Here is a 22,911-nt window from a genome sequence, read left to right on the forward strand (position 1 = left end):
TAATTGTGCTTCGTAAAGACCTTTAATCATTGTAATCCTCCTTAGTAAAATGTTTCTTATTCTATATTAAACAATATTTTGTTAGTTGAAATCGCAAATAGGAGGGATATAAATTCATACGAAAGTATGAAAAAAACAGCTCAAATATGAGCTGTTTTTCTATAGTTTTTCGTTCATTTGTCAAGGATAGGATATATTAATATCCGTATCCACCGCCACCCCAACAGCTACATCCGATGATGATTAGAAGGATGAATAGTACGATAAGCAAAGCAAATCCACCGCCGAAACCAGCGCAACTTCCACCATAACTCATATGTTTTCCTCCTTTTTAGTAAGTTAATCTATATGGTTCATGGACTACTATATACAGTATGTTTTTTGTATAGAAAACGAGCCAGTCTCATTTATAATTAGACAAATGCCTGTAGATTCATTAGGATTGCATGTTAGTGATTTGTAAATAAACCTTTACGTAATTCATAATTTAGGCATAAAAAATAAAAAATTGTAAAAAAAACCATTTTCTTATTTTTTTATGAGAGAATATGTACTATAATTTTACAAGTAATATTATGGGAAAAGGGAGTTTTAGTATAGAGATGGAGATGGGACAATTAAAAAATAAAATAGAAAACAAAAAGAAAGAGTTAATTCAACTTGTTGCGAGGCACGGATTGGATCATGATAAAGTTTTGTTATTTAGTCGTGATTTAGATATACTTATTAATAAGTTTATGAACATAAAAGACAAATTGCATAAATAAAAAATTTATAGTTTTTTATATTAAGATGTTTCACAGAAAGGAGAGGACAGTAATTGGAACATTTACAGGAAGAATTGTATAAACAAATAAAAGAAGAAAAAGGTACAGTTACAATTTTCTTAAAGAGTGGCGTTAGAATAGTAGGAGAAGTTGTTGGAGTGGATAAATTTACAGTTTTAATCTTAGTGGATGGAAAACAACAGCTTATTTATAAGCAGGCTATATCAACAATAATGAAATAAGACACTCTTGTTGAGTGTCTTATTTCATTATTGCTTGCATGCCTCAACATCAATGCCGGCAGCAATTAACTTTTTTTCTCCATCTTGTTCAATAATTTTTTGTAATTTAGATAGGAAAGAATCAAAGTTTGTATGCTTTGCTACTTGGAACGTCATTTTATGTTCAATTGGTAGCCACGTATCAATATCAGCTTCGTTATGCTGGATTTTCACCTCAAGTTTATCGAGTGCATTAGCAACTTTTGCTTCGTACGTTTCTTTCGCTTCAAACTCCATCCATAAGTCATATAATTCCTCGCCGAGAGAACCTGTTAACGTTTGTTTAATATTTAAAATAGCCTCCAGTTCATTTTTTTGTTTTTGTAGCTGTAATTCGTGACTATTCATTGTATCAAAAGCAGGAATATCACCAGCTTCGGCTTCGACTAGGTCGTGAATAATAACCATTTTAAGTAATTTCTCAATACTTACTTTTTGATCCAAATAAGGTTCAACTAAAATGGCCATTAGAGACATCCGCCATGTATGTTCCGCAACACTTTCTTGACGTCCGTTGGAAAGCCAGCTATGTCGCATTTCATATTTTAGTTTTTCTGCTAATGCAATGACTTGTAAAATGTTGTGTTCCATCGTGATCCTCCTCATTTATTCATACCATAATTCTAATATAGAAATGAAATGTGTCAATTTCATGAGTATATTGCGATAAACAGATGATAAGCGTATAATACATGTTATATGTGAAAACGTATTATTAAAATAAAAAAATGTTATATAAAAATGGAAAGGAAAGGGCAGAAATATGGGAGAGAAAAATCAAGTATTAGCTAGACCACAAAGAAGAAAAAGGAAGTTTGATATTTCTAGCCCAGTGGGCATTATAGTAGGTTTCATTATAGTGATAGCGGCAATTATGCTTGGCGGCGGTGGAATAAAAGCTTTCAAAAACTTTTTAGATGTTTCATCTATTTTAATTGTCATAGGGGGAACAACAGCGACAATTGTTGTGGCATATCGATTTGGAGAAATAAAAAAATATACGCAAAGCATTTTTACTGTTTTACATAGAAGAGAAGAAAATTTAGAACAGTTAACGGATTTGTTTGTCGATTTTTCGAAAAAGTCTAAAAAGCACGGCTTGCTTTCTTTAGAGGTAGATGGAGAGCAAGTAGACAATCCTTTTATTCAAAAAGGAATTCGATTAATGTTAAGCGGTTACGATGAAGATGAATTAAAAGAAGTGTTATTGAAAGATATTGAAACGGAAGTGTATGAGTTAAGAAAAGGAGCAGCATTATTAGATAAAATTGGTGATTTTGCTCCAGCTTGGGGAATGATTGGTACGTTAATCGGTCTTATCATTATGCTCCAAAACTTACAAGATACATCGCAAATTGGTACAGGAATGGCAGTTGCGATGTTAACGACATTATATGGGTCTGTACTTGCGAATATGATTGCAATCCCTCTTGCGGAAAAAGTATATCGTGGTATTGAAGATTTATATACAGAGAAGAAGTTTGTAATAGAAGCAATTTCAGAATTGTATCGTGGACAAATCCCTTCTAAATTAAAGTTGAAACTGGATACATACGTATACGAAACAAAGGTAAAAAAGGTAAAAGGAGCAGCCTAATATTTCAAGGAGTGGTATGATGAGTAAAGGACCGCAAAAGGGATCGCCTCGTTGGATGACGACTTTTACAGATTTAACGATGTTATTATTAACTTTCTTTGTATTACTAGTTGCTACATCAAAGCAAGATGCAGTAAAATTGTCAAAGATGCTTGAAAAGTTTAGTGATACGGGGCAAGTAGATGCAAAAGTAATGGAAAATACAATACCGGATATTTCACATGAAAAAAATGATGAAAAAATGATTTCAAAAAAGAGAATGGATGAATTATATAAGAAGTTAAAAGCGTATGTAGATAATAACGGTATTAGTCAAGTGAATGTATATCGAGAGGATACAGGGGTAAGCGTCGTTATAGTAGATAATTTAATATTTGATACAGGCGATGCGAACGTTAAGCCCGAAGCGAAAGGGATAATAAGTCAATTAGTTGGATTTTTTCAATCCGTACCTAACCCCATTGTTGTAGAGGGACATACAGATAGTAGACCTATTCATAACGAGAAATTCCCCTCTAACTGGGAGTTATCTTCAGCACGAGCGGCAAATATGATTCACCATTTAATTGAAGTGTATAATGTGGACGATAAAAGGCTAGCTGCGGTAGGATATGCAGACACAAAGCCAATTGTACCAAATGATTCACCGCAAAACTGGGAAAAAAACCGTCGCGTTGTTATTTATATAAAAGAGTAGTATATTGTTATTTTAATAATAAAATACTAAAAATACGAAAATTCTTTTAAAAAAATATTAAATTTTATCATTTTATTTTGTATAATGAGTGAGAATGATAAGGTGAAATATTAAGATATATTTATACATAGAAGGAGAGAATTAAAAAGAATGGCACATAAAATTTTAGTAGTAGATGATGCGATGTTTATGCGAACGATGATTAAAAACTTATTAAAAAGTAATGCTGAATTTGAAGTTATCGGTGAAGCAGAGAATGGGGTAGAAGCAATTCAAAAGTATAAAGAACTTCAACCTGATATTGTAACATTAGATATTACTATGCCAGAAATGGATGGGCTTGAAGCATTAAAAGAAATTATTAAAATTGATTCAAGTGCAAAGGTTGTTATTTGTTCTGCAATGGGACAACAAGGTATGGTATTAGATGCAATTAAGGGCGGGGCAAAAGACTTTATTGTAAAGCCATTCCAAGCGGATCGTGTAATTGAAGCTTTAACAAAAGTAGCAAATAGTTAATATAGAAGGGGTGCCACAAGGAATCAAAACAGTGATAGCGGATCGACGTGTGGCCCCCTTTTTTCTCATTGTAAAACACTAAATTGTTATACATAAATGAAATGTTTGTTAGACAGGTAGGGGATAAAAATGCAAACAGATCTATTAAATATATTTTTCGAAGAGTCAGAAGAACATTTACAGTCGCTAAATGAAAATGTGCTAGTGTTAGAACAAAATCCTGCTGATATGGATGTTGTAGGAGAAATATTCCGATCCGCTCATACATTCAAAGGTATGTCTGCGAGCATGGAATTTACGGAGATGGCTGATTTAACGCATAAGATGGAAAATGTGTTAGATGAAATTCGTCATGGAAATATAGTTGTAAATGCGGATATTATTGATGTAATTTTTGAGTGCATTGATAATTTGGAGAAGATGGTTGCAGATGTGCAACAAGGTGGAATGGGCAATATTGATGTAGTCTCAACTAAACAGAAATTAGAAGCATTATTGAACGGCAATGTAGAAACTCCTACGGAACATATAGAGCAAAATCATATAGACAACGATGATGCAGTTTCGCATGAAGTGCATATAACAGTTGAACAGCAGGCAATTTTAAAAGCAGTACGTGCCATTATGTGTATTGAAGCATTGCAAAATGTAGGGAATATACAAAAAACAGCTCCGAGTATTGAAGAAATTGAAGCAGATGCTTTCGGATTTGAATTTACAGTATTTATGGATACGGATTGTAGTATAGAAGAATTGAAACAAGTAGTACTTCATGTTTCTGAAATTGAGAAAGTGGAAGTAAAGCAAGGAGAACCTATATCGAAGGAAGTAGCTTCTAAAAAAGTCGTTACACAAGAAGTTGTGCAAGTAGAAGAAAAGCTACAACCAGCTGTGGTTACGCAAGTAAAATCACCGGTAGAGGCAACGAATCAACCTTCAAGTGCTATGCCGGCTAAAAGTACTACAAAAACGAAAAATGCTAAAGTGGAGAATCGTTCAATTCGTGTTCAATTAGAGAAAATCGAAAGATTAATGAATATGTTTGAAGAAAGTGTAATTGAACGTGGGCGCATTGATGAATTGGCTCAAACGATTCAAAACAAGGAGCTAATTGAACATTTAAATCGATTAGGCGATATTTCAAAAGATATTCAAAATGTACTATTAAATATGCGTATGGTGCCGATTGAAACTGTATTCAATCGTTTCCCACGTATGGTACGTATGTTAGCGAAAGATTTAGGGAAAAAAATCGATTTACAAATTACAGGTGAAGATACTGAAGTAGATAAAATTGTTATTGATGAAATCGGTGATCCGCTCGTTCATTTAATTCGAAATGCAATCGATCACGGTGTAGAAACTGTTGAAAAACGACGTGATGCAGGTAAAAATGAGACAGGTACGATTAAATTAGAAGCCTTTCATAGTGGAAATCATGTCGTTATTCAAATTACGGATGATGGAAACGGTATTAATAAAGGGAAAGTATTAGAAAAAGCGATTAAAAATGGCGTTGTAACTGAAGCGGATGCGAATAGATTAACAGATCGTGAAGTGTTTGATCTTATTTTCCAACCAGGATTTAGTACAGCTGAAGTTGTATCAGATCTTTCTGGACGCGGTGTCGGATTAGATGTTGTAAAACATACGATTCATAGTTTAGGTGGGCATTTAATTATTGATTCTGAGGAAGGAAAGGGAAGTACATTTAGAATTGAACTTCCATTAACGTTATCTATTATTCAATCTATGCTTGTTCAAACGAATGATAAGCGTTATGCTTTACCTCTTGGAAATATCGTTGAAGCAATTCGAATTAAGAGAGAAGACATCCAATCCTTACAAGGAAAAGATGTGTTAAATTATCGTAATCAAATTATTGAAGTGAAACATTTAAGTACTGTATTTGGTGAAAAAACAGTAGATGAGGCGTTTGCGTCATATGATGGTCAAATGGTTCCTGTGTTAATTGTTCGTAACACACATCGCAGCTATGGACTTATTGTAAACACAATTATCGGTCAAAGAGAAATAGTCTTAAAGTCATTAGGTGACTTCTTTGCAGAGAGTTCTAACTATTTCTCTGGTGCGACGATTCTCGGTGATGGACGAGTGGTCCTCATTTTAAACCCAGAAGGTTTATAATAGGAATGAAGGAAAGCTCCCCACTTGTATACAATTGGGGAGCTTTTTGGCTAATCGTTACGAATCTAATAATGGGAATACATACATATTAACGTTTTATATAATAATTTTGCTAAAATAAAATAAGAGTTTATATTATTTGATAGAAAAACAGAAATGAGGAGGCAGGGAAAATGCCTGAGCAACACACAAAAGGGGATACGAGCACGATTGTGCTAGAAAAAGAAAATGAGCATTTAACGCCCCAAGAATGCGATATTCTTGGCGAAATTGCAAATATATCATTTGGTTCAGCTTCAACTGTATTATCAACAATTTTAAATAGGCAAGTAAGCATTACTGCTCCTCGTATAGAGTTGGTAGATTTATATGATTCAAGAGATGTCGAAGTTCCACATGTTGTATTAAACATTCATTTTACAAAAGGATTAGATATGGAAAACCTTCTTGTTCTTAAGCAAGATGTTGCATTGTCCATTGCTGATTTAATGATGATGGGAACAGGTGAAGTGGAGGACGGAAAAGAACTTGGTGAATTAGAGCTAAGTGCTGTACAAGAAGCGATGAATCAAATGATGGGATTCGCAGCTACATCTATGTCGGAATTCTTCCAAGATACAGTAGATATGTCTCCGCCGACGATTAAAGTTGTAAAGTTATCAGAAGAAATGGAGAAAATCTCTGAAATCGATGGGAATCATACGATTGTTAAAGTATCGTTTGATTTAAAGATAGATAATCTTGTAAACTCTAAACTTGTACAAATTGTTTCAGTTGAGCATGCGAAACAAATGGTAAATAAATTAATGCAATTATCTGGTGGAGTAGAAGAAACAGACGAACCAGCAGAAGTAGTGGAAACTGAGATTGTAGAAGAACAAGTTGAAAAAGAGCATTTAACACAAGAAGAGAAAGATGTTCTTGGTGAAATTGCAAATATTTCAATTGGTTCCGCTTCAACAGTATTATCAACGCTTTTAAATCAGCCAGTTACAATTAGTACACCAAATGTGGAAGCAATCAATGTTCGTCATTATGATGGAGTACCAGTACCATTTGTTATTTTAAATGTCGACTTTGTTGAAGGGCTAAAGAATGAGAATGTATTCGTATTTACGAAAGATGTTGCCTTAACAATGGTAGATTTAATGATGATGGGAACAGGGGAAGTTGACCCAGAAAAAGAGCTTACTGAATTAGAACTGAGCGGTATTAAAGAAATTATGAACCAAATGATGGGTCATGCTGCTACGGCGATGTCAGAAATGTTTCAAGAAAAAATGGACATGACGCCTCCAAATGTTAAATTTGTAACGTTAAAAGAAGAAATGGAATATTTGGGAGAGTCAATGGAAGTGGACGAACTCGTTCAAATTACGTTCAATCTTGAAATTGGCGATCTGCTTCAATCGAAGATGTATCAAATTTTGCCAATTTCCGAAGCGAAAGAAATGGTAAGGCGACTTCTGTATCCGATGGTGGAAGAAGAAGAGATTGCCACAGAAGAAATTGAAGAAGAAAAAATTGTAGAACCAGTTGTGCAACCTATTGAATTTAAAGAAGTAAAACAAATGGAACCAGTATATATGGACACGTCCATTCTACAAAATGTAGAAATGAATGTGAAATTTGTATTTGGAAGTACAGTGAAAACGATTCAAGATATATTAAGTTTACAAGAAAATGAAGCAGTTGTACTAGATGAGGATATTGATGAACCGATTCGTATTTATGTAAATGATGTATTAGTGGCGTATGGTGAACTTGTAAATGTAGATGGATTTTTCGGAGTAAAAGTGACGAAATCACTATAAGGCATTGAAATAGGAGTTTGAACTAGTAGATGAAAAACGTAAAGTTTTTTCTAATGAGTTGGCTATGCATACATGTGTGCTTGTTCTTCCCCTTGCAAAGTCAGGCTGAGGAACAAATTGAGCCAGATCAAAAAATAAATGAAGTGAATGTACAAGAAGAAAATAAGGAATCTCAAAAATCTTCAGAGCAAGTGGAAACGAAACAAGATGAAGAGAAACAAAAAGAAGCAGAACAAGAAGCAAAACAACAAGAAGTAGTAAATAAACAATTGAATGAAAGAAAGATAGAAACAGAACAGGGAATTATTACAGTAAATAAGCCGGAGCTTAAAGTTGGCGAAGAAGTGCGAATTGCTGTAGAACCAAATGGGAAAAACATTCAAAGTATGAAAGGTATATTGCAGTTACAAAAAAATGGCGAGCAATATGCGCAAGAAAGAATACTATCTTTTGAGTATGATGAAGAAACGAAGAGTTGGGTTGCTAACTATAAAGCAGGGGATTTTGATTTGCAAGGTGATTGGAATCTTCAGCTCGTTCAAAGTTACAAAGAGAATGAGAAAGAAGAAATCGTAAAAAATGAAGTGAAAGTCCCGCTCATTCGTATTAAAAATGAAACGCCAACTATAGATAAAGAATTGCCAAAGTTACAGAAAGTTACTATTGATGAAGTAAAAGAGAACTTAGTTGAACGAAAACAGGGAGATTCTATACATATACGAGTAAAAGCGTCAGATATAGAATCGGTTGTAAAAGAAGTGCGCGTTACATTAAAAGGGAAAGAAAATAAAGAGCTTTCGTTTTTATTAGACTACAACAAGCATGATATGGATTGGCAAAAAGTATTTGAAATAACAGAAGCATTGCCGGCTGGGCCATACGAATTACTTGTAGAGATAATAGATGCAGCAGGTAATAAACTTGTTGAAGAAAGTGAATATACCATTTCTGTTTTGGCGCCAAAAAACGAAGATGATAAAAAGATAGCAGAGAAAGAGAAAGAAGATAAATTAGATAATAAACTAGAAAATGAATTAGAAGATAAGAAAGAAAATGAGAAGCAAGAAGATTTGAAAGTCAAAAACCCGCTTCCAGAAGAAAAATTGCCAGTTGTTCAAATTCCGAAGCAAGATGAGAAAGTAAATAAGTTTATAAAAGAACCGTTGAAAGAGAAAGAGGAATTTACTTACGTTATAAAAGAGCCGTTCGAAGACAACAAGGAAGTACATAAGGCGAAGGACCAAAAAGAGAAAAATAACAAACAAGTTGTCTCTAAAAAGAAAGAACAAAAAGAAGAAACGAAAGACAAGGAAGAAGAAAAAGGTGAACAGGGAGTACAAGCTTCGGATGTATTTACTATCATGTCAGGTTTGTTCGTACTGTTTTTAGTTTTAAAGAGTAATAAAGAATGGGGCTAATTATTTCATAGTAGTGGAGGCGCTTAAATGGAGATTAAACGTACGACAATTGAAGATAAGACGCTACAACCATTAAAACAGCCTGCAGCTATTTCGGAGCATGAAATCCAGAAAGAACGAAAGCGTAGCAATTTAGTGTTTACTGGACAGTCTAAAATTATTTCGAAAAATAATGAAATAGGTATTTTACTTGCAAGTTTAAGTGATGGAAAGATTATGAAGGAAATGCTTTCTAAAGAGATGGATACAGTGTTACAACTTTTTAAAAAGTTACATACATTATCTCAAGAAGGAAAGCAATCAGAAAAAGTGTTTGAACAAGTAATTAGAAGCCTACAAGGACTTATTAAGCAGGCGCATATAAAGGAACTTCCTTTGTTAGATGGAACATATGATTTCGCTGAAGTGCAACTATCATTTGGTAGAAAAGTACATATTCCTTTACTAGATGTAAGTGCACTCATCTCTAGAGTGGAAAGTGATTCTTCAGAAGGAAATATAAATTTGATGGTAACGGTAATTACTGCTTATATAACAAAATTGTCTAACGAAACGATTTTAATTAGCGTTACAGACCGCATTGCTAAAGATCGGGATGTAAGTGTATGGAGAGCGCTTGCGGAAATGAACATGACACAATTGTCACAGGCGTTGAAACAAACGATGCAAGAACATAAATGGTCTATGACGTTTCTTTTTCTCTTCATATGGATTGTCGGTATTATTTTAATTCGAGTTATGTAAAAAGGTCGTCACTCCATTGTGACGACCTTTTTTATATTTTTTCGTAGAAGAATGTATCAAATCGCTGAAGATTGTAACGTTCGGGTGTTAAAATTTGTTCCGTACTACCAACAAATAGTACACCGCCTTTTCGTAAAGAACGACTAAATTTTTCGTAAAGTTTTACTCTTGCTTCTTCTGTGAAATATATCATTACGTTACGACAAATAATCAAATCATAATTTGTATCGAATGACTGCATTAAAAGGTCATGTTGTTTAAACGAGACGTTTTGTTTAATGTTTTGATGCAATGAATATATATCATTCTCTTTTGTGAAATGACGTTCTTTCAAATCAGTAGGTAATTCCTTTAAAGAACGTTCTGTATATTGACCGCGTTTTGCGGTTTCTAAAATATGAAAATCAAGATCTGTTGCTTGAATTTCAAAACGAAATGGAGCTAGATGCTTTGATAAAATTAAAGAGAGTGTATATGGTTCTTCACCAGCAGCGCAAGCGGCACTCCATACCTTTAATTTTCCGCTATTTTGTTCGAGTAATTTTGGTAGTGCTTTCGACTCTAAAGTTTGCCATCGTTCTTTATTTCTAAAAAACTCTGAAACGTTAATTGTAATATAGTCAATAAAATTTAAAAATAAATTTTGATCAGCGCGTAATTTGTTTAAAAAATTAGTGTAGTTTTCGAAGCCTTTTCTCGAAATGAAAGCATCGATTCTACGGCGCATTCTATCTTGTTTATATGAAGCGATGTCCATATTGAATTGTTGTTTAAAACTTGCGATAAAATGATCATAATCTTGTTCAATTATCATATTTACAATGGGCACAATAATGATATTGTGCCTCCCCCTTTACATCATACGAATTTTTTGTTCAAAGCTTTTTTTCATTTGCTTTTCATGTAATCCTGGTAAATCATAAATGACAGCATCAATACCTGCTTCTTTTGCAACATCGACAGGGATGACAGATGTATGTTTGTCACCATTATAAAAACAGAGAACTAAATCAGTGTCTTCAATAATTTGTTTAACAAAAAACATATAATCTGATCGGTAAATGGAGTCAGAAGGATGATCAAAAGCAACATATTCGGCTCCGTGTTTTTTTAAGTAATCAACGACTTCTTGAAATTCATCTGTTATTGCTTGCAATGGTTGCAGCGTGTAAAGGCATAAATTTTGAGCGAGTCTTTCATTCTCAACGAAAAAACGAAGAACCTCATTTTCAATAGATTTATAACATAATATGTAAATTTTATGTTTGTGAGCATAGTCAGTTAAAAATTTTTTAATTTCTTCTTGATCTAATGCTGTTAATTGATTTGAACCACAAAGGAAAATATTCATAGAATTGTGCCACCTCATGCTAAATTGTAACATATCTTTTATAAAAAATAACTGCAAAATATTACTGTTCAGAGTATAATTATAAATAACTGGATTTTACGATTAAGTTTAGGAAGAAATAAAAAAATAAATAGGTGATATATATGCTACGTTCTATCTCGCATAATCCAATTTTATCGCATATACCGCCTGCTACTCAAATGCCGAAAGAAGCAAATGTCAGGACAGGGCTTGCATTTTCGGATAATTTGCATGCAGATCCGAAAAAAGATAAATTGCTAGAACAAATGGAAGCGTTTGTCGATAATATTGGAGAAATTAAAGAGAAAATTGAAATGGAATTAACGCTTGATAATGTAATGGAATACAAAAATACAGTAAAATCATTTTTGAATTTTTACGTTGATAATGTATTGCAGTATAAAGATGTCATGTCTCGTCACCCGCGTTACGGATATTCACAGAAAATGACGATTGTGAAACAGGCAGAAATGGGATTGAATGAATTAGAAGATGTTATGAATTTAATTAATACGAAAACAGGACATTTAGAAATGTTAAATCAAATTGGAGAAATCCATGGTTTAATTGTGAATTTAGTCTTGTAAAAGAAAGGAAGCTATATGTACATACAATTATATGAAAAACTCGTTATTATTCAAAAAGCGTATGAAAATATTCAAACGCTTGGAGAGCAAATATATGAGAATTTAAAAAATAAAAATGTAAATGCAGTTCAAAAGTTGCAAGTAGAGCAATTGCAGTACATTGATGGTTTAAAAGGGTTATCAAGCTCATTTGAAGAAATGGTTGTTCAGTTCTGTAAAGAACAAGGAGTTGAATCGTTTCGTGTAAGTGCGTTATTTTCGTATTTTTCTCAAGAAGAAATCGAAAAAATGGAAGAATTACAAAAAAACGTAACTGAATTAGAAGAGAATGTAAAAATGATTCTTTTGAAAAATCAATATTACTTAAACGTACTATTAAAAACTACAGAAAGTATTGTGGATTCTGTTTCTGAATATAACTTAGAGCGAAACAATAATTCGCAAATCTTTATGAACGAACTATTGTAAAGGAGAAGTGAAGCTTTATGAGATTATCTGATTATAATACACCGCTATCGGGCATGTTAGCGGCTCAAATGGGGTTACAAACAACGAAACAAAACTTGTCTAACATTCATACACCAGGTTATGTTCGTCAAATGGTGAATTACGGATCTGTTGGAGCAAGCAATGGTCATACGCCAGAACAGAGAATTGGTTACGGTGTACAAACGCTAGGTGTTGACCGTATTACTGATGAGGTAAAAACGAAGCAGTTTAATGATCAATTATCTCAGCTCTCTTATTATAACTACATGAATTCAACTTTATCACGTGTAGAGTCTATGGTTGGAACGACAGGGAAGAATTCATTATCTAGTTTAATGGACGGTTTCTTTAATGCCTTTCGTGAAGTAGCAAAAAATCCAGAGCAACCAAACTACTATGATACATTAATTTCTGAAACTGGGAAGTTCACAAGTCAAGTGAATCGTCTTGCAAAAAACTTAGATACAGTGGAAGCACAGACAGCAGAAGATATTGAAGCGCATGTTAATGAATTTAATCGTCTTGCTGCTAGTTTAGCAGAAGCGAATCATAAAATTGGACAAGCGGGTACACAAGTGCCGAATCAACTTTTAGACGAACGAGATCGCATCGTTACAGAGATGTCTAAGTATGCAAACATCGAAGTATCTTATGAATCTATGAATCCTAATATCGCGAGTGTTAGAATGAATGGTATTTTAACAGTAAATGGACAAGATACATATCCACTTCAATTAAATAAAGAAAAAGACCCAATGTCAGTTGAGATTTACGGTTCAGAAATCTCTGTAACTAGCGGAGCGATAAAGTCAGCGATTGATACGAAAGCAAAGATTGTTGATTATAAAAAAAATCTCGAAGACTTAATGAGTTCAGTGAAAAATCAAGTGAATATAGTGATGGGAAAAGATTTCTTCGTTGGAGATTATGCGAAGGATATGAAGTTAAATCCAGAATTCCAAAAAGATGTTTCGAAAATGAAAATATCTGCTGAAACAGCAAATAAACTAGCAGCAATTACAGATGGAGATTATAAAGAAGGTCTTTCTTATAAACAAGCATTAGACCAATTTATAGTTCGTGTAGCCTCTGATAAAAGTGCAGTGAATGCTTATCAAAAAATTCATGGAGACTTACTAGAAGGTATTCAGCAAGAAAAAATGAGCGTCGAAGGGGTAAATATGGAAGAGGAAATGGTAAATTTAATGGCCTTCCAAAAATACTTCGTCGCAAATTCTAAAGCTATTACTACGATGAATGAAGTGTTTGATAGTCTATTTTCGATTATTCGATAAGTGATAGTAATTGATTGGAAATATATAAGGAGGAGATAGAAATGAGAGTATCTACATTTCAAAATGCAAACTGGGCAAAGAATCAGTTAATGGATTTGAATGTGCAACAACAATACCATAGAAACCAAGTAACTTCAGGGAAGAAAAATCTTCTTATGAGTGAAGACCCACTTGCAGCGAGTAAATCATTTGCGATTCAACATTCATTGGCAAATATGGAGCAAATGCAAAAAGATATAGCGGATTCGAAAAATGTATTAACACAAACTGAAAATACTTTACAAGGTGTTTTGAAATCTTTAACGAGAGCAGATCAATTAACAGTACAAGCATTAAGTGAGCAAAATGGTGAAAAAGAATTGAAAGCAATCGGTGCAGAGATTGATCAAATTTTAAAACAAGTTGTATATTTAGCGAATACGAAAGAGCAAGGCCGTTATATTTTCGGTGGTGATAGTGCAGAGAAGCCACCATTTACAGAAGATGGTACATACCAGGGCGGAAAAAATGATGTGAACTGGCAACTAAATGACGGTTATGAATTCAAAGCGTTCCGTAACGGAGAAGCATTATTATCCCCGGTTATAAAAACGTTAAAACAGATGAGCGAAGCGATGCAAAAAGGTGACCAAAAAGCGTTACAACCGTTATTAGGAGAAAATAAGAAAAACTTAGATGGCATCATTAACCGTACAACTGAAGTTGGTTCAACAATGAACACGATGGAGACGTTTAAAACAATTTTAAGCGAGCAAAACTTAGCGCTTCAAGAAAACCGTAAAGAAATTGAGGATGTCGATTTAGCGGTCGCGATTTCTGACTTGGCATATATAAATGCAACGTATGAAGCGACGCTTAAAGCGGTTAGTACGATGAGTAAAACAAGTATTTTAGACTACATGTAATCTATAAGGAGTGAGAAAAATGGCAGGAACAACGATGACAGGTATTGGTGGTAGACAACAAATTTGGAACCTCGGAAATAATATGATCGATACTTCTAACCTAGTAGAATTAGAGATGCAAGCGTTAGATATGAGAAAAACACCGTATACTACTGAGAAGCAAAAACTTACGCAAGATAAACAAGTATATGCAAGTTTAAAGACACAATTTACTCCTTTTACTCAAGTGTTTAAAGATTTAGCAGCTTTTAAAGGGAATGAGAAAAAAGTAACGACAACACAAGACGGCTACATTAATGTGAAAGCTGATGGTGGGGCGATTGCAGGAACTTTTAATATGACTATTACACAGCTTGCGCAGCGTCATCAAATAGCTTCAAATGACATTAAAGATATAAATGCGAAGCTTCCTAAAGATGAAACATTAAAACTAGGCGGTAAAGAATTAAAAGTAACAACTGATATGACATATAAAGATTTAATTAATAAGATTAATGATGGAGATTATGGCGTATCAGCTTATACACTTGGAAATAAAATTTTCATGACCTCGAAAAAAGAAGGAACAGATGGAGTAATTAAGTTTGAGGGGAACACATCTACACTATTTCAAGATATTGGTTTAGCTAATGCGGATGGCACAGCGCTTAATACAATCAATGAAGCACAAAATGCCAAATATAGTATTAATGGTATTGAAGCTGAAAGTTTTACTAATACAATTGAGGCTCTTCCGGGTGTGAAAATTGAATTGTTAAAAGTAACTGAGCCGAAAGTAGAAGGGACACCAGATGCCGGTACAACAACAGATCCAAAAACAAAAGGTGTAGAATTAAAATTTACGGTAAGTGATTCTAATGTAACAGACACAGCCAATATTATTAAAAAGATGGTAGCAGAGTATAATAAAGCAGTTTCTACAGTTGACCTTTTTGCTGGGAAAGATGGAGTTTTCCAAGGGCAGGTAATTATGCAAAGCGTACGTCAAGCGATGAACAATGTTGCAACATTTTCTCAAGATGGTAATTATTTATTCACATTCGGTATTCAATTAAAGCAAGATGGAACGATGGAAGTTAATGATGAAAAATTAACACAAGCATTAAAAGAAAAACCTGATGCAGCGAAGCAATTTTTCTTTAGTTCCAACGGTTTAGGAAAAATGATGGAAGAACCACTTGATAAAATATTCGGTGATAAAGGTGTAGTTGGAGAACGTGTAAAAAATATTGATTCACGTGTAAGTGATTTAGATAAAAAGATTAAAGATATTGAAACGCAAAACTTGCAAAAGCAAGATGAAATTGTGAAGAAGTATCAAAAGCTAGAGAGTACATTAGCAGCGCTTGATAGCCAACTAAAAACAATTAAAGCAATGACAAAACAAAAAAGTGATGATTAATGAAAGTTGAGGAAGTGATCGTATGCAAGCATGGCAACGTTATATGCAAAATGATATTATGACGAGTAATCCGATTAAAAATACAATTTATATTTATGAAAGATGTATTGTAGAGTTTCGTAATTTAGAAGAACTTTTACATACTTTTAAACTACAAGAAGGGGACGCACTTCTTGAAAAATTAGAACGTATTTTTGAAGAACTAAAGCTTCAATTAAATCCTGAAATTACGAAAGATTTATATGATAGTCTCTATGGTTTATATGATTGGATTAGCATTCAAATTCAAACGATGAAAGTAACGCGTGAAGCGAAAGATATTGATGCAATTGTGAAAGTGTTACAAGATTTAATAGACGGTTACCGCGGAGCACTTGAAAATGAACAATGATATTTATCGGACGTTTGTCAGCTGTTTTAATGAAATCGGTGAATTGCAAGTGTCAGACAGAGAGTTTGCTGAGAAGAGTGAGATGTTAAATCGCTGGATGATGACATTGGATGAAGAAACGCGTGCACAAGTTGCAGCAGAAGTAAGCCCGTTCATTATTAAGGCAGCACAGCATATTCGGGATAAGCAAAAGATTTTGGAAGAAATGATTATGACAAATGATGGGCGAATGAAGGCTAATTCATTTTACGGTAAATATTAATAATAACGTCTGGAAACAGGTTCCCCTTTTAAAAGGGGGTCTATTCCTTCGTTTACATAAAGAACCCGCTGATTGAGGTTTCATTTTATGACTGTGATGAAATAATAATTGTAATCTAAATAATAGAAAAATGGACTTTAGTTTATATATTGAAATGTTCTATAGATTACTGTGTGTATACAGTTTTTTGCATTCTTTTTTATATTTTTATATTTTTCTAAAGACAACAATGAAAAAATGGAATAAAATATGTAAGGGTACATAATAGTAAATATTTTAATAAATGCATATAAGAAAATAAATAATGAAGTGAAACTTCTATCAGTGGATCATTAAGTTAGAAAAGGAAGGGTGTGGAATATGCCAGATTTAGTGAGTGATGTAAGCCATTATATGAATTATTTAGTGACGAAACGAAATACGGTTTCTAGTAATATTGCAAATGCGAATACACCTGGCTATAAAGCACAAGATGTAACATTTGCTGAGCAGATGAATAAAAGTAGTGCGTTATATAAAAACAATGCGGCTGATTTAAAGAGTAATCCAGATTTATATCAAACGAATGAAATGCACTTGCCGACAGTAAATACGAAAAATACATATGCAAAGATTCAAACAAAATCAATGCAAACGAATAAAGACGGAAATAGTGTGGATGTAACGACAGAAATGCTAGATTTAATGAAAGCAAATCAGTTATACGGTATTTCAGTTAACGCAATTAATACACAATATGCAATTAACCAAGCGGCACGCGGACGTTAAAAGTAGAAGGAGAGACAACGGATGTTTCAGGCAATTAATGCAAGTGGCTCAGGACTAACGACAGCGAGAAAGTGGATGGAAGTTACTTCTAACAATATTGTAAATGCAAATACGACGGCGGCTCCGGGGGCAGATTTATATGAGCGGCGTAGTGTGGTGCTAGAATCAAACAATAGTTTTGCAAGTATGTTAGATGGGGCTCCTACTAACGGAGTAAAAATAAAAAGTATTGAAGCAGACAAAACGGAAAATTTAGTGTATGATCCGACGCATCCGCACGCAAATGAAGAAGGATATGTACGTTATCCCAATATTGATGTAACTGCTGAAATGACGAATGTAATGGTTGCTCAAAAAATGTATGAAGCGAATACGAGTGTATTAAATGCGAATAAAAAAATGCTTGATAAAGATTTAGAAATCGGCCGAGGATAAGGGGGAAGATAGTAATATGAAAATTCAACCAATGTTACATACACAACCATTTGGAGCAATTCAGTCAATTGGTGCACCGAAAACTTCTCAAACATCTGTAGCTCCGGAGAAAAAGTTTATTGATTTATTGGAAGATATGAATCAAACGCAAAACAATGCGCAAACAGCAGTATATGATTTACTAACTAAAGGGGTAGGAGAAACACATGACGTTTTAATCCAGCAAAAGAAAGCTGAGTCTCAAATGAAAACAGCTGCTCTCGTACGTGATAATCTTATTGAAAATTATAAGTCACTAATTAATATGCAAATTTAGGAAAGTGGACGGGTGTGTTTAAATGGAAAAGATGAAAAATGTTATCCAATCGTTAAAAACGTGGCATAAGTTAGTAATCGGTGCTGCGCTTTTAGCGATTGTAACAGGAGCACTTTTATACTTCACCTTGCCAGATAAATATGTTGTTGTATATCAAAATTTAAATGATGCAGATAAACAAGAGATTACAGCAGAATTATCGAAGTTAGGTGTCGATTACCAATTAGCGGCCGATGGTTCAATTCGTGTGCAAAAGAATGATGCTCCATGGGTTCGAAAAGAAATGAATGGGATGGGCTTACCGTTTAATTCGAAAAGCGGTGAAGAAATTTTATTAGAAAGTTCTCTCGGTTCAAGTGAACAAGATAAAAAAATGAAGCAAATTGTCGGTACGAAGAAGCAATTGGAGCAAGATATTGTAAGAAATTTTGCGACAGTTGAAACGGCAAATGTTCAAATTACATTGCCTGAAAAAGAGACAATTTTTGATGAAGAAAAAGCAAAAGGAACAGCGGCGATTACCGTTGGAGTGAAGCGTGGACAATTGTTAACAGCTGATCAAGTTGCAGGTATACAGCAAATGATTAGTGCAGCGGTTCCTGGTGTGAAAGCAGAAGAAGTAAGTGTTATTGATAGTAAAAAAGGTGTTATCTCAAAAGGAGCAGATGAAGCACATTCTAGTAGTTCCTCTTCTTATGAGAAAGAAGTAGAGATGCAGCACCAACTTGAAGGTAAATTAAAGCAAGACATTGATGCAACGTTAATGACGATGTTTAAACCGAATGAATATAAAGTGAATACGAAAGTATCTGTAAACTACGATGAAGTTACACGTCAGTCAGAGAAGTATGGTGATAAAGGTGTACTTCGTAGTAAACAAGAGCAAGAGGAAAGCTCTACTGCGCAAGAAGGGGCAGATACGAAGCAAGGTGCTGGTATTACAGCTAACGGTGAAGTGCCAAATTACGGTACGAACAATAATCAAAATGGTAAAGTTGTCTACGATAATAAAAATGGCAACAAAATTGAAAATTATGAAATAGATAAAACAGTTGAAACAATTAAGAAACACCCAGAATTAACGAAAACGAATGTTGTTGTATGGGTAGATAATGATACGTTAGTAAAACGTAGAATTGATATGACAACTTTTAAAGAAGCAATCGGAACATCGGCAGGACTTCAAGCTGATCCGAACGGTAACTTTATAAATGGTCAAGTTAACGTTGTAACTGTTCAGTTCGATCAGCCGAAAGCCGAAAAAGAGAAAGAGCCAGAAAAAAGTGGTATGAACTGGTGGTTATTCGGTGGAATTACAGCTGGCTTATTAGCAATCGGTGGCCTAGTATGGTTCTTATTAGCAAGACGTAAGAGAAAGAAAGAAGAAGAGGAATATGAAGAATACTTAGCAGAAGAGGAAATTGCTGCAAGTAATGAAAGTATCTTGGAAATTCCTGAAGAAAAAATAGTGCCAGAGCCAAAACCTGAACCAGAAGAACCGAAAGAACCAACGTTAGATGAACAAGTGCAGGATGCTACGAAAGAACATGTAGAAGGAACTGCAAAAGTAATTAAAAAATGGTTAAACGGACAGTAAGGGAGGAACAACGATGTTAGATGAAATCTCCTCCAAAGAAAAAGCTGCCATCCTTATTCGTACATTAGAAGAAGGGGTGGCAGCAAAAGTCATTGAATATATGACAGCTGAGGAAAAAGAAGTATTACTTCGTGAAATCGCAAAGTTTCGTGTATACAAACCAGAAACGTTAGAAAATGTACTAGGAGAGTTCTTATATGAACTAAATGTAAAAGAATTGAACTTAGTCACTCCAGATAAAGAATACATTCGTCGCATATTTAAAAACATGCCAGAAGACGAACTGGAAAAATTATTGGAAGATCTTTGGTATAACAAAGATAATCCGTTTGAGTTCTTAAATTCACTTACAGATTTAGAGCCACTTCTTACAGTGCTTAATGATGAGTCACCACAAACAATTGCAATTATCGCTTCTTATATTAAACCGCAACTTGCGTCTCAATTAATTGAGAGATTGCCAGATCATAAGCGCGTTGAAACGGTAATGGGTATAGCGAAACTAGAACAAGTTGATGGTGAGTTAATTAATCAAATTGGTGAGTTGTTAAAATCGAAATTAAATAATATGGCATTTAGTGCAATTAATAAAACTGATGGCTTGAAAACAATCGTAAATATTTTAAATAATGTTTCACGAGGTGTTGAAAAAACAGTCTTTCAAAAGCTGGATGAAGTCGATTATGAGTTATCTGAGAAAATTAAAGAAAATATGTTTGTCTTTGAAGACTTACTTGGTCTTGAAGATCTTGCGCTTCGCCGTGTATTAGAAGAAATTACAGATAACGGTGTTCTTGCGAAAGCACTTAAAATTGCAAAAGAAGAAATTAAAGAGAAATTATTTACATGTATGTCTTCAAACCGTAAAGAGATGATTCTAGAAGAATTAGATGGCTTAGGACCGCTTAAGATGACGGATGCTGAAAAAGCGCAGCAAACGATCACTGGTACAGTGAAAAAGCTAGAGAAAGAAGGAAGAATTATCGTTCAAAGAGGTGAAGAGGATGTCCTTATTTAAAAACAGAATTCCGAAGAATTCTGTTTCTTTTTCTGAAGAAACGTATGAATTACAATTTCCAAAACCAGCTTCAGTTCAAATAGAAGAGGAAGAATTACAAGCTGATCATGCAGAACTTCGCGCCCAGCAAGAATCGTTACATATGGAAATGAATCAGCTAAGGCAAGAGAAGCAAATGCTAGAACGAGAGCGGCAGCAGTTATTACAAGATAAAGAACAATTTCAAATGCATATTCATGAGCAAATGGAACAGATGGAAGCAGCGCGTGTGCAATTTCAAAAAGAACAACAAGAAACAGCATATGAATGGACAGAGTTATTATGGGATCAATCTTTTCATCTAGCAGAAAAAATCGTGAATCAAGCGGTAGATTCACGATTGCTTGATGTGTTACCTATTTTAACTGGCATCGTGCAAACATTGCCAACTTCGTTTGAAAAATTAATCATTACAGTACATCCAGAAACGTTTGAACGTATTCAAGAAGAGAAGGAAAATACGAAAGAATATTGGTTACTACAATTAGTAGAATGGAAATATGATTTCTCCCTGCAGTTTGGTGAATTTGTTCTGGAAGAAGAGAAAGAGTTCTTTGAATTTAAATTTGCACCTATATTTGCGAAACTTCGTCAGAAATGGGAAGAAGAGAAGTTATTTGAGGAGCAAAATGTATGAGCCGCCTGTTAATGAATGAGAACGAAAAATGGAATAAGTTCATTGAAACACCGCTGTATACGAAAGTAGGCAAAGTTCATAGTGTACAAGAACAGTTTTTCGTAGCAAAAGGGCCGAAAGCGAAGATTGGTGATGTTTGCTTCGTTGGAGAACATAACGTCTTATGTGAAGTGATTGCCATTGAAAAGGAAAATAATATGCTTCTTCCATTTGAACAGACAGAAAAAGTATGTTATGGAGATTCAGTGACATTAGTTTCAGAAGATGTTGTTGTACCACGTGGTAATCACTTGCTCGGAAAAGTGTTAAGTGCAAATGGTGAAGTGTTAAATGAGGAAGCTGAAAACATTCCATTACAGAAAATAAAACTAGATGCACCGCCTATACATGCATTTGAACGTGAAGAGATTACCGATGTATTTGAAACAGGAATAAAATCAATTGATTCTATGCTAACAATTGGTATCGGTCAAAAGATTGGTATTTTTGCTGGGTCAGGTGTTGGTAAATCAACTTTACTTGGAATGATAGCAAAAAATGCAAAAGCTGATATAAATGTTATTAGTTTAGTAGGAGAACGTGGCCGGGAAGTAAAAGACTTTATTCGAAAAGAGTTAGGCGAGGAAGGTATGCGAAAAAGCGTCGTTGTTGTAGCGACGTCAGATGAAAGTCACCTTATGCAACTTCGTGCAGCGAAACTTGCAACGTCTATTGCTGAATACTTCCGTGATCAAGGCAATAACGTATTACTTATGATGGACTCTGTTACTCGTTTTGCCGATGCACGAAGAAGTGTTGATATTGCTGTTAAAGAGTTACCGATTGGTGGTAAAACACTATTAATGGAAAGTTATATGAAGAAGTTGTTAGAGCGTTCCGGAAAAACACAAAAGGGATCTATAACAGGTATTTATACGGTGCTTGTTGATGGGGACGATTTAAATGGTCCTGTACCAGATTTAGCACGTGGTATTTTAGATGGACATATCGTATTAAAGCGTGAGCTTGCAACGCTTAGTCATTATCCTGCAATTTCAGTATTAGATTCAGTAAGTAGGATTATGGAAGAAATTGTTTCGCCACATCATTGGCAACTTGCAAATGAAATGAGAAAGATTTTATCAATTTATAAAGAAAATGAATTGTATTTTAAGCTAGGAACGATTCAACAAAATGAAGAAAATGCTTATATTTTTGAATGTAAAAATAAAGTAGAAGGCATAAATACATTTTTAAAGCAAGGTCGATCGGATAGTTTCCAATTTGATGATATCGTTGAAGCGATACAGCATATAGTATAAGGCCTCTGCATAAGAGGTCTTATTTTTTTGTTTTTTAATATTTCACAGATTTTTTTTGGAAAAAACTATATAATAGAAAAAGAGAACGTTATAATAGAAAGGGGTTATGAAA

27 protein-coding genes are annotated in these 22,911 nt (G+C 34.1%); 23 read left to right on the forward strand and 4 right to left on the reverse strand.

The window, feature by feature from the left end:
- Nucleotides 1–196 precede the first annotated feature (196 nt).
- Nucleotides 197–316 carry a YjcZ family sporulation protein gene (locus ACTFRH_RS04560; protein ID WP_000120179.1) on the reverse strand — a complete coding sequence of 40 codons (120 nt, stop codon included), beginning with the start codon at nucleotides 314–316 and terminating at the stop codon, nucleotides 197–199.
- Nucleotides 317–548: 232 nt separating this feature from the next.
- On the opposite strand from ACTFRH_RS04560, the gene ACTFRH_RS04565 reads away from it, so the two are divergent.
- The gene (locus ACTFRH_RS04565) at nucleotides 549–767 is read left to right on the forward strand and encodes an aspartyl-phosphate phosphatase Spo0E family protein (RefSeq protein ID WP_000291686.1); all 219 of its coding nucleotides are present in this window, start codon (nucleotides 549–551) and stop codon (nucleotides 765–767) included.
- A gap of 53 nt (nucleotides 768–820) precedes the next feature.
- Nucleotides 821–1,009, forward strand: a complete 189-nt coding sequence (hfq, locus tag ACTFRH_RS04570) for an RNA chaperone Hfq (RefSeq protein ID WP_000400665.1) — start codon at nucleotides 821–823, stop codon at nucleotides 1,007–1,009.
- A 27-nt stretch (nucleotides 1,010–1,036) separates the two neighbouring features.
- On the opposite strand, the gene ACTFRH_RS04575 is transcribed toward hfq, so the two are convergent.
- Complete coding sequence (locus tag ACTFRH_RS04575; RefSeq protein ID WP_000400780.1) at nucleotides 1,037–1,639, reverse strand: HD domain-containing protein; 603 nt, start codon at nucleotides 1,637–1,639, stop codon at nucleotides 1,037–1,039.
- A gap of 172 nt (nucleotides 1,640–1,811) precedes the next feature.
- Between ACTFRH_RS04575 and ACTFRH_RS04580 the strand changes: the two genes are divergently transcribed.
- From ACTFRH_RS04580 to ACTFRH_RS04610, 7 genes are all read left to right on the forward strand, one after another.
- On the forward strand, nucleotides 1,812–2,645 hold the full coding sequence (locus tag ACTFRH_RS04580) for a flagellar motor protein MotP (RefSeq protein WP_000504193.1): 834 nt from the start codon (nucleotides 1,812–1,814) through the stop codon (nucleotides 2,643–2,645).
- 19 nt (nucleotides 2,646–2,664) lie between these two features.
- On the forward strand, nucleotides 2,665–3,342 hold the full coding sequence (locus tag ACTFRH_RS04585) for an OmpA family protein (protein WP_000033627.1): 678 nt from the start codon (nucleotides 2,665–2,667) through the stop codon (nucleotides 3,340–3,342).
- Nucleotides 3,343–3,492: 150 nt separating this feature from the next.
- A complete protein-coding gene (locus tag ACTFRH_RS04590) occupies nucleotides 3,493–3,861 on the forward strand; it encodes a response regulator (RefSeq protein WP_000940568.1) in 369 nt (122 codons plus the stop codon).
- Between the two features lie 129 nt (nucleotides 3,862–3,990).
- Nucleotides 3,991–6,009, forward strand: a complete 2,019-nt coding sequence (locus tag ACTFRH_RS04595; protein ID WP_001192622.1) for a chemotaxis protein CheA — start codon at nucleotides 3,991–3,993, stop codon at nucleotides 6,007–6,009.
- A 173-nt stretch (nucleotides 6,010–6,182) separates the two neighbouring features.
- Nucleotides 6,183–7,823: a flagellar motor switch protein gene (locus ACTFRH_RS04600; RefSeq protein ID WP_001115010.1), complete on the forward strand. Its 1,641-nt coding sequence runs from the start codon at nucleotides 6,183–6,185 to the stop codon at nucleotides 7,821–7,823.
- A gap of 29 nt (nucleotides 7,824–7,852) precedes the next feature.
- Nucleotides 7,853–9,241 (forward strand): hypothetical protein, encoded by a 1,389-nt coding sequence (locus ACTFRH_RS04605; protein WP_000800067.1) that lies wholly within the window; start codon nucleotides 7,853–7,855, stop codon nucleotides 9,239–9,241.
- 27 nt (nucleotides 9,242–9,268) lie between these two features.
- Nucleotides 9,269–9,985, forward strand: coding sequence for a hypothetical protein (locus tag ACTFRH_RS04610; protein ID WP_000403967.1), 717 nt, complete (start codon nucleotides 9,269–9,271; stop codon nucleotides 9,983–9,985).
- A gap of 31 nt (nucleotides 9,986–10,016) precedes the next feature.
- On the opposite strand, the gene cheR is transcribed toward ACTFRH_RS04610, so the two are convergent.
- Nucleotides 10,017–10,799 carry a protein-glutamate O-methyltransferase CheR gene (cheR, locus tag ACTFRH_RS04615; RefSeq protein WP_000582877.1) on the reverse strand — a complete coding sequence of 261 codons (783 nt, stop codon included), beginning with the start codon at nucleotides 10,797–10,799 and terminating at the stop codon, nucleotides 10,017–10,019.
- A 39-nt stretch (nucleotides 10,800–10,838) separates the two neighbouring features.
- On the reverse strand, nucleotides 10,839–11,336 hold the full coding sequence (locus ACTFRH_RS04620) for a flagellar motor switch protein FliG (protein WP_001020110.1): 498 nt from the start codon (nucleotides 11,334–11,336) through the stop codon (nucleotides 10,839–10,841).
- A 143-nt stretch (nucleotides 11,337–11,479) separates the two neighbouring features.
- On the opposite strand from ACTFRH_RS04620, the gene ACTFRH_RS04625 reads away from it, so the two are divergent.
- The 14 genes from ACTFRH_RS04625 to fliI all read left to right on the forward strand — a co-directional run bounded on the left by ACTFRH_RS04625 (nucleotide 11,480) and on the right by fliI (nucleotide 22,799).
- Complete coding sequence (locus ACTFRH_RS04625) at nucleotides 11,480–11,944, forward strand: YaaR family protein (RefSeq protein WP_000946323.1); 465 nt, start codon at nucleotides 11,480–11,482, stop codon at nucleotides 11,942–11,944.
- A 15-nt stretch (nucleotides 11,945–11,959) separates the two neighbouring features.
- Nucleotides 11,960–12,412, forward strand: a complete 453-nt coding sequence (locus tag ACTFRH_RS04630) for a hypothetical protein (protein ID WP_000275902.1) — start codon at nucleotides 11,960–11,962, stop codon at nucleotides 12,410–12,412.
- A gap of 17 nt (nucleotides 12,413–12,429) precedes the next feature.
- Nucleotides 12,430–13,728, forward strand: a complete 1,299-nt coding sequence (gene flgK, locus ACTFRH_RS04635; protein ID WP_001239712.1) for a flagellar hook-associated protein FlgK — start codon at nucleotides 12,430–12,432, stop codon at nucleotides 13,726–13,728.
- A gap of 41 nt (nucleotides 13,729–13,769) precedes the next feature.
- Nucleotides 13,770–14,633, forward strand: coding sequence for a flagellar hook-associated protein 3 (locus ACTFRH_RS04640; protein WP_001266413.1), 864 nt, complete (start codon nucleotides 13,770–13,772; stop codon nucleotides 14,631–14,633).
- A gap of 19 nt (nucleotides 14,634–14,652) precedes the next feature.
- Complete coding sequence (locus ACTFRH_RS04645; protein WP_000929308.1) at nucleotides 14,653–16,035, forward strand: flagellar hook-associated protein 2; 1,383 nt, start codon at nucleotides 14,653–14,655, stop codon at nucleotides 16,033–16,035.
- A 22-nt stretch (nucleotides 16,036–16,057) separates the two neighbouring features.
- On the forward strand, nucleotides 16,058–16,426 hold the full coding sequence (locus tag ACTFRH_RS04650) for a flagellar export chaperone FliS (RefSeq protein ID WP_001149532.1): 369 nt from the start codon (nucleotides 16,058–16,060) through the stop codon (nucleotides 16,424–16,426).
- On the forward strand, nucleotides 16,416–16,688 hold the full coding sequence (locus ACTFRH_RS04655; RefSeq protein ID WP_001058088.1) for a hypothetical protein: 273 nt from the start codon (nucleotides 16,416–16,418) through the stop codon (nucleotides 16,686–16,688). The genes ACTFRH_RS04650 and ACTFRH_RS04655 overlap by 11 nt, the downstream gene beginning before the upstream one ends.
- Before the next feature lie 360 nt (nucleotides 16,689–17,048).
- On the forward strand, nucleotides 17,049–17,456 hold the full coding sequence (flgB, locus tag ACTFRH_RS04660; RefSeq protein ID WP_001113109.1) for a flagellar basal body rod protein FlgB: 408 nt from the start codon (nucleotides 17,049–17,051) through the stop codon (nucleotides 17,454–17,456).
- A 21-nt stretch (nucleotides 17,457–17,477) separates the two neighbouring features.
- Nucleotides 17,478–17,891 (forward strand): flagellar basal body rod protein FlgC, encoded by a 414-nt coding sequence (gene flgC / locus ACTFRH_RS04665; RefSeq protein ID WP_000484680.1) that lies wholly within the window; start codon nucleotides 17,478–17,480, stop codon nucleotides 17,889–17,891.
- Between the two features lie 16 nt (nucleotides 17,892–17,907).
- Nucleotides 17,908–18,207, forward strand: coding sequence for a flagellar hook-basal body complex protein FliE (gene fliE / locus ACTFRH_RS04670; RefSeq protein ID WP_000701670.1), 300 nt, complete (start codon nucleotides 17,908–17,910; stop codon nucleotides 18,205–18,207).
- 22 nt (nucleotides 18,208–18,229) lie between these two features.
- Nucleotides 18,230–19,804, forward strand: coding sequence for a flagellar M-ring protein FliF C-terminal domain-containing protein (locus ACTFRH_RS04675; protein WP_000413934.1), 1,575 nt, complete (start codon nucleotides 18,230–18,232; stop codon nucleotides 19,802–19,804).
- A 13-nt stretch (nucleotides 19,805–19,817) separates the two neighbouring features.
- Entirely contained in the window at nucleotides 19,818–20,822 is a 1,005-nt protein-coding gene (gene fliG, locus ACTFRH_RS04680; RefSeq protein ID WP_000883364.1) for a flagellar motor switch protein FliG, read from the forward strand.
- The gene (locus ACTFRH_RS04685; RefSeq protein ID WP_000051691.1) at nucleotides 20,809–21,498 is read left to right on the forward strand and encodes a FliH/SctL family protein; all 690 of its coding nucleotides are present in this window, start codon (nucleotides 20,809–20,811) and stop codon (nucleotides 21,496–21,498) included. Before fliG ends, ACTFRH_RS04685 begins: the two co-directional genes overlap by 14 nt.
- Nucleotides 21,495–22,799 carry a flagellar protein export ATPase FliI gene (fliI, locus tag ACTFRH_RS04690; protein ID WP_000088695.1) on the forward strand — a complete coding sequence of 435 codons (1,305 nt, stop codon included), beginning with the start codon at nucleotides 21,495–21,497 and terminating at the stop codon, nucleotides 22,797–22,799. The genes ACTFRH_RS04685 and fliI overlap by 4 nt, the downstream gene beginning before the upstream one ends.
- The last annotated feature ends 112 nt before the right edge of the window (nucleotides 22,800–22,911 follow it).

The organism is Bacillus cereus group sp. MYBK216-1 (assembly GCF_051916495.1).
GTDB lineage: Bacteria > Bacillota > Bacilli > Bacillales > Bacillaceae_G > Bacillus_A > Bacillus_A thuringiensis_K.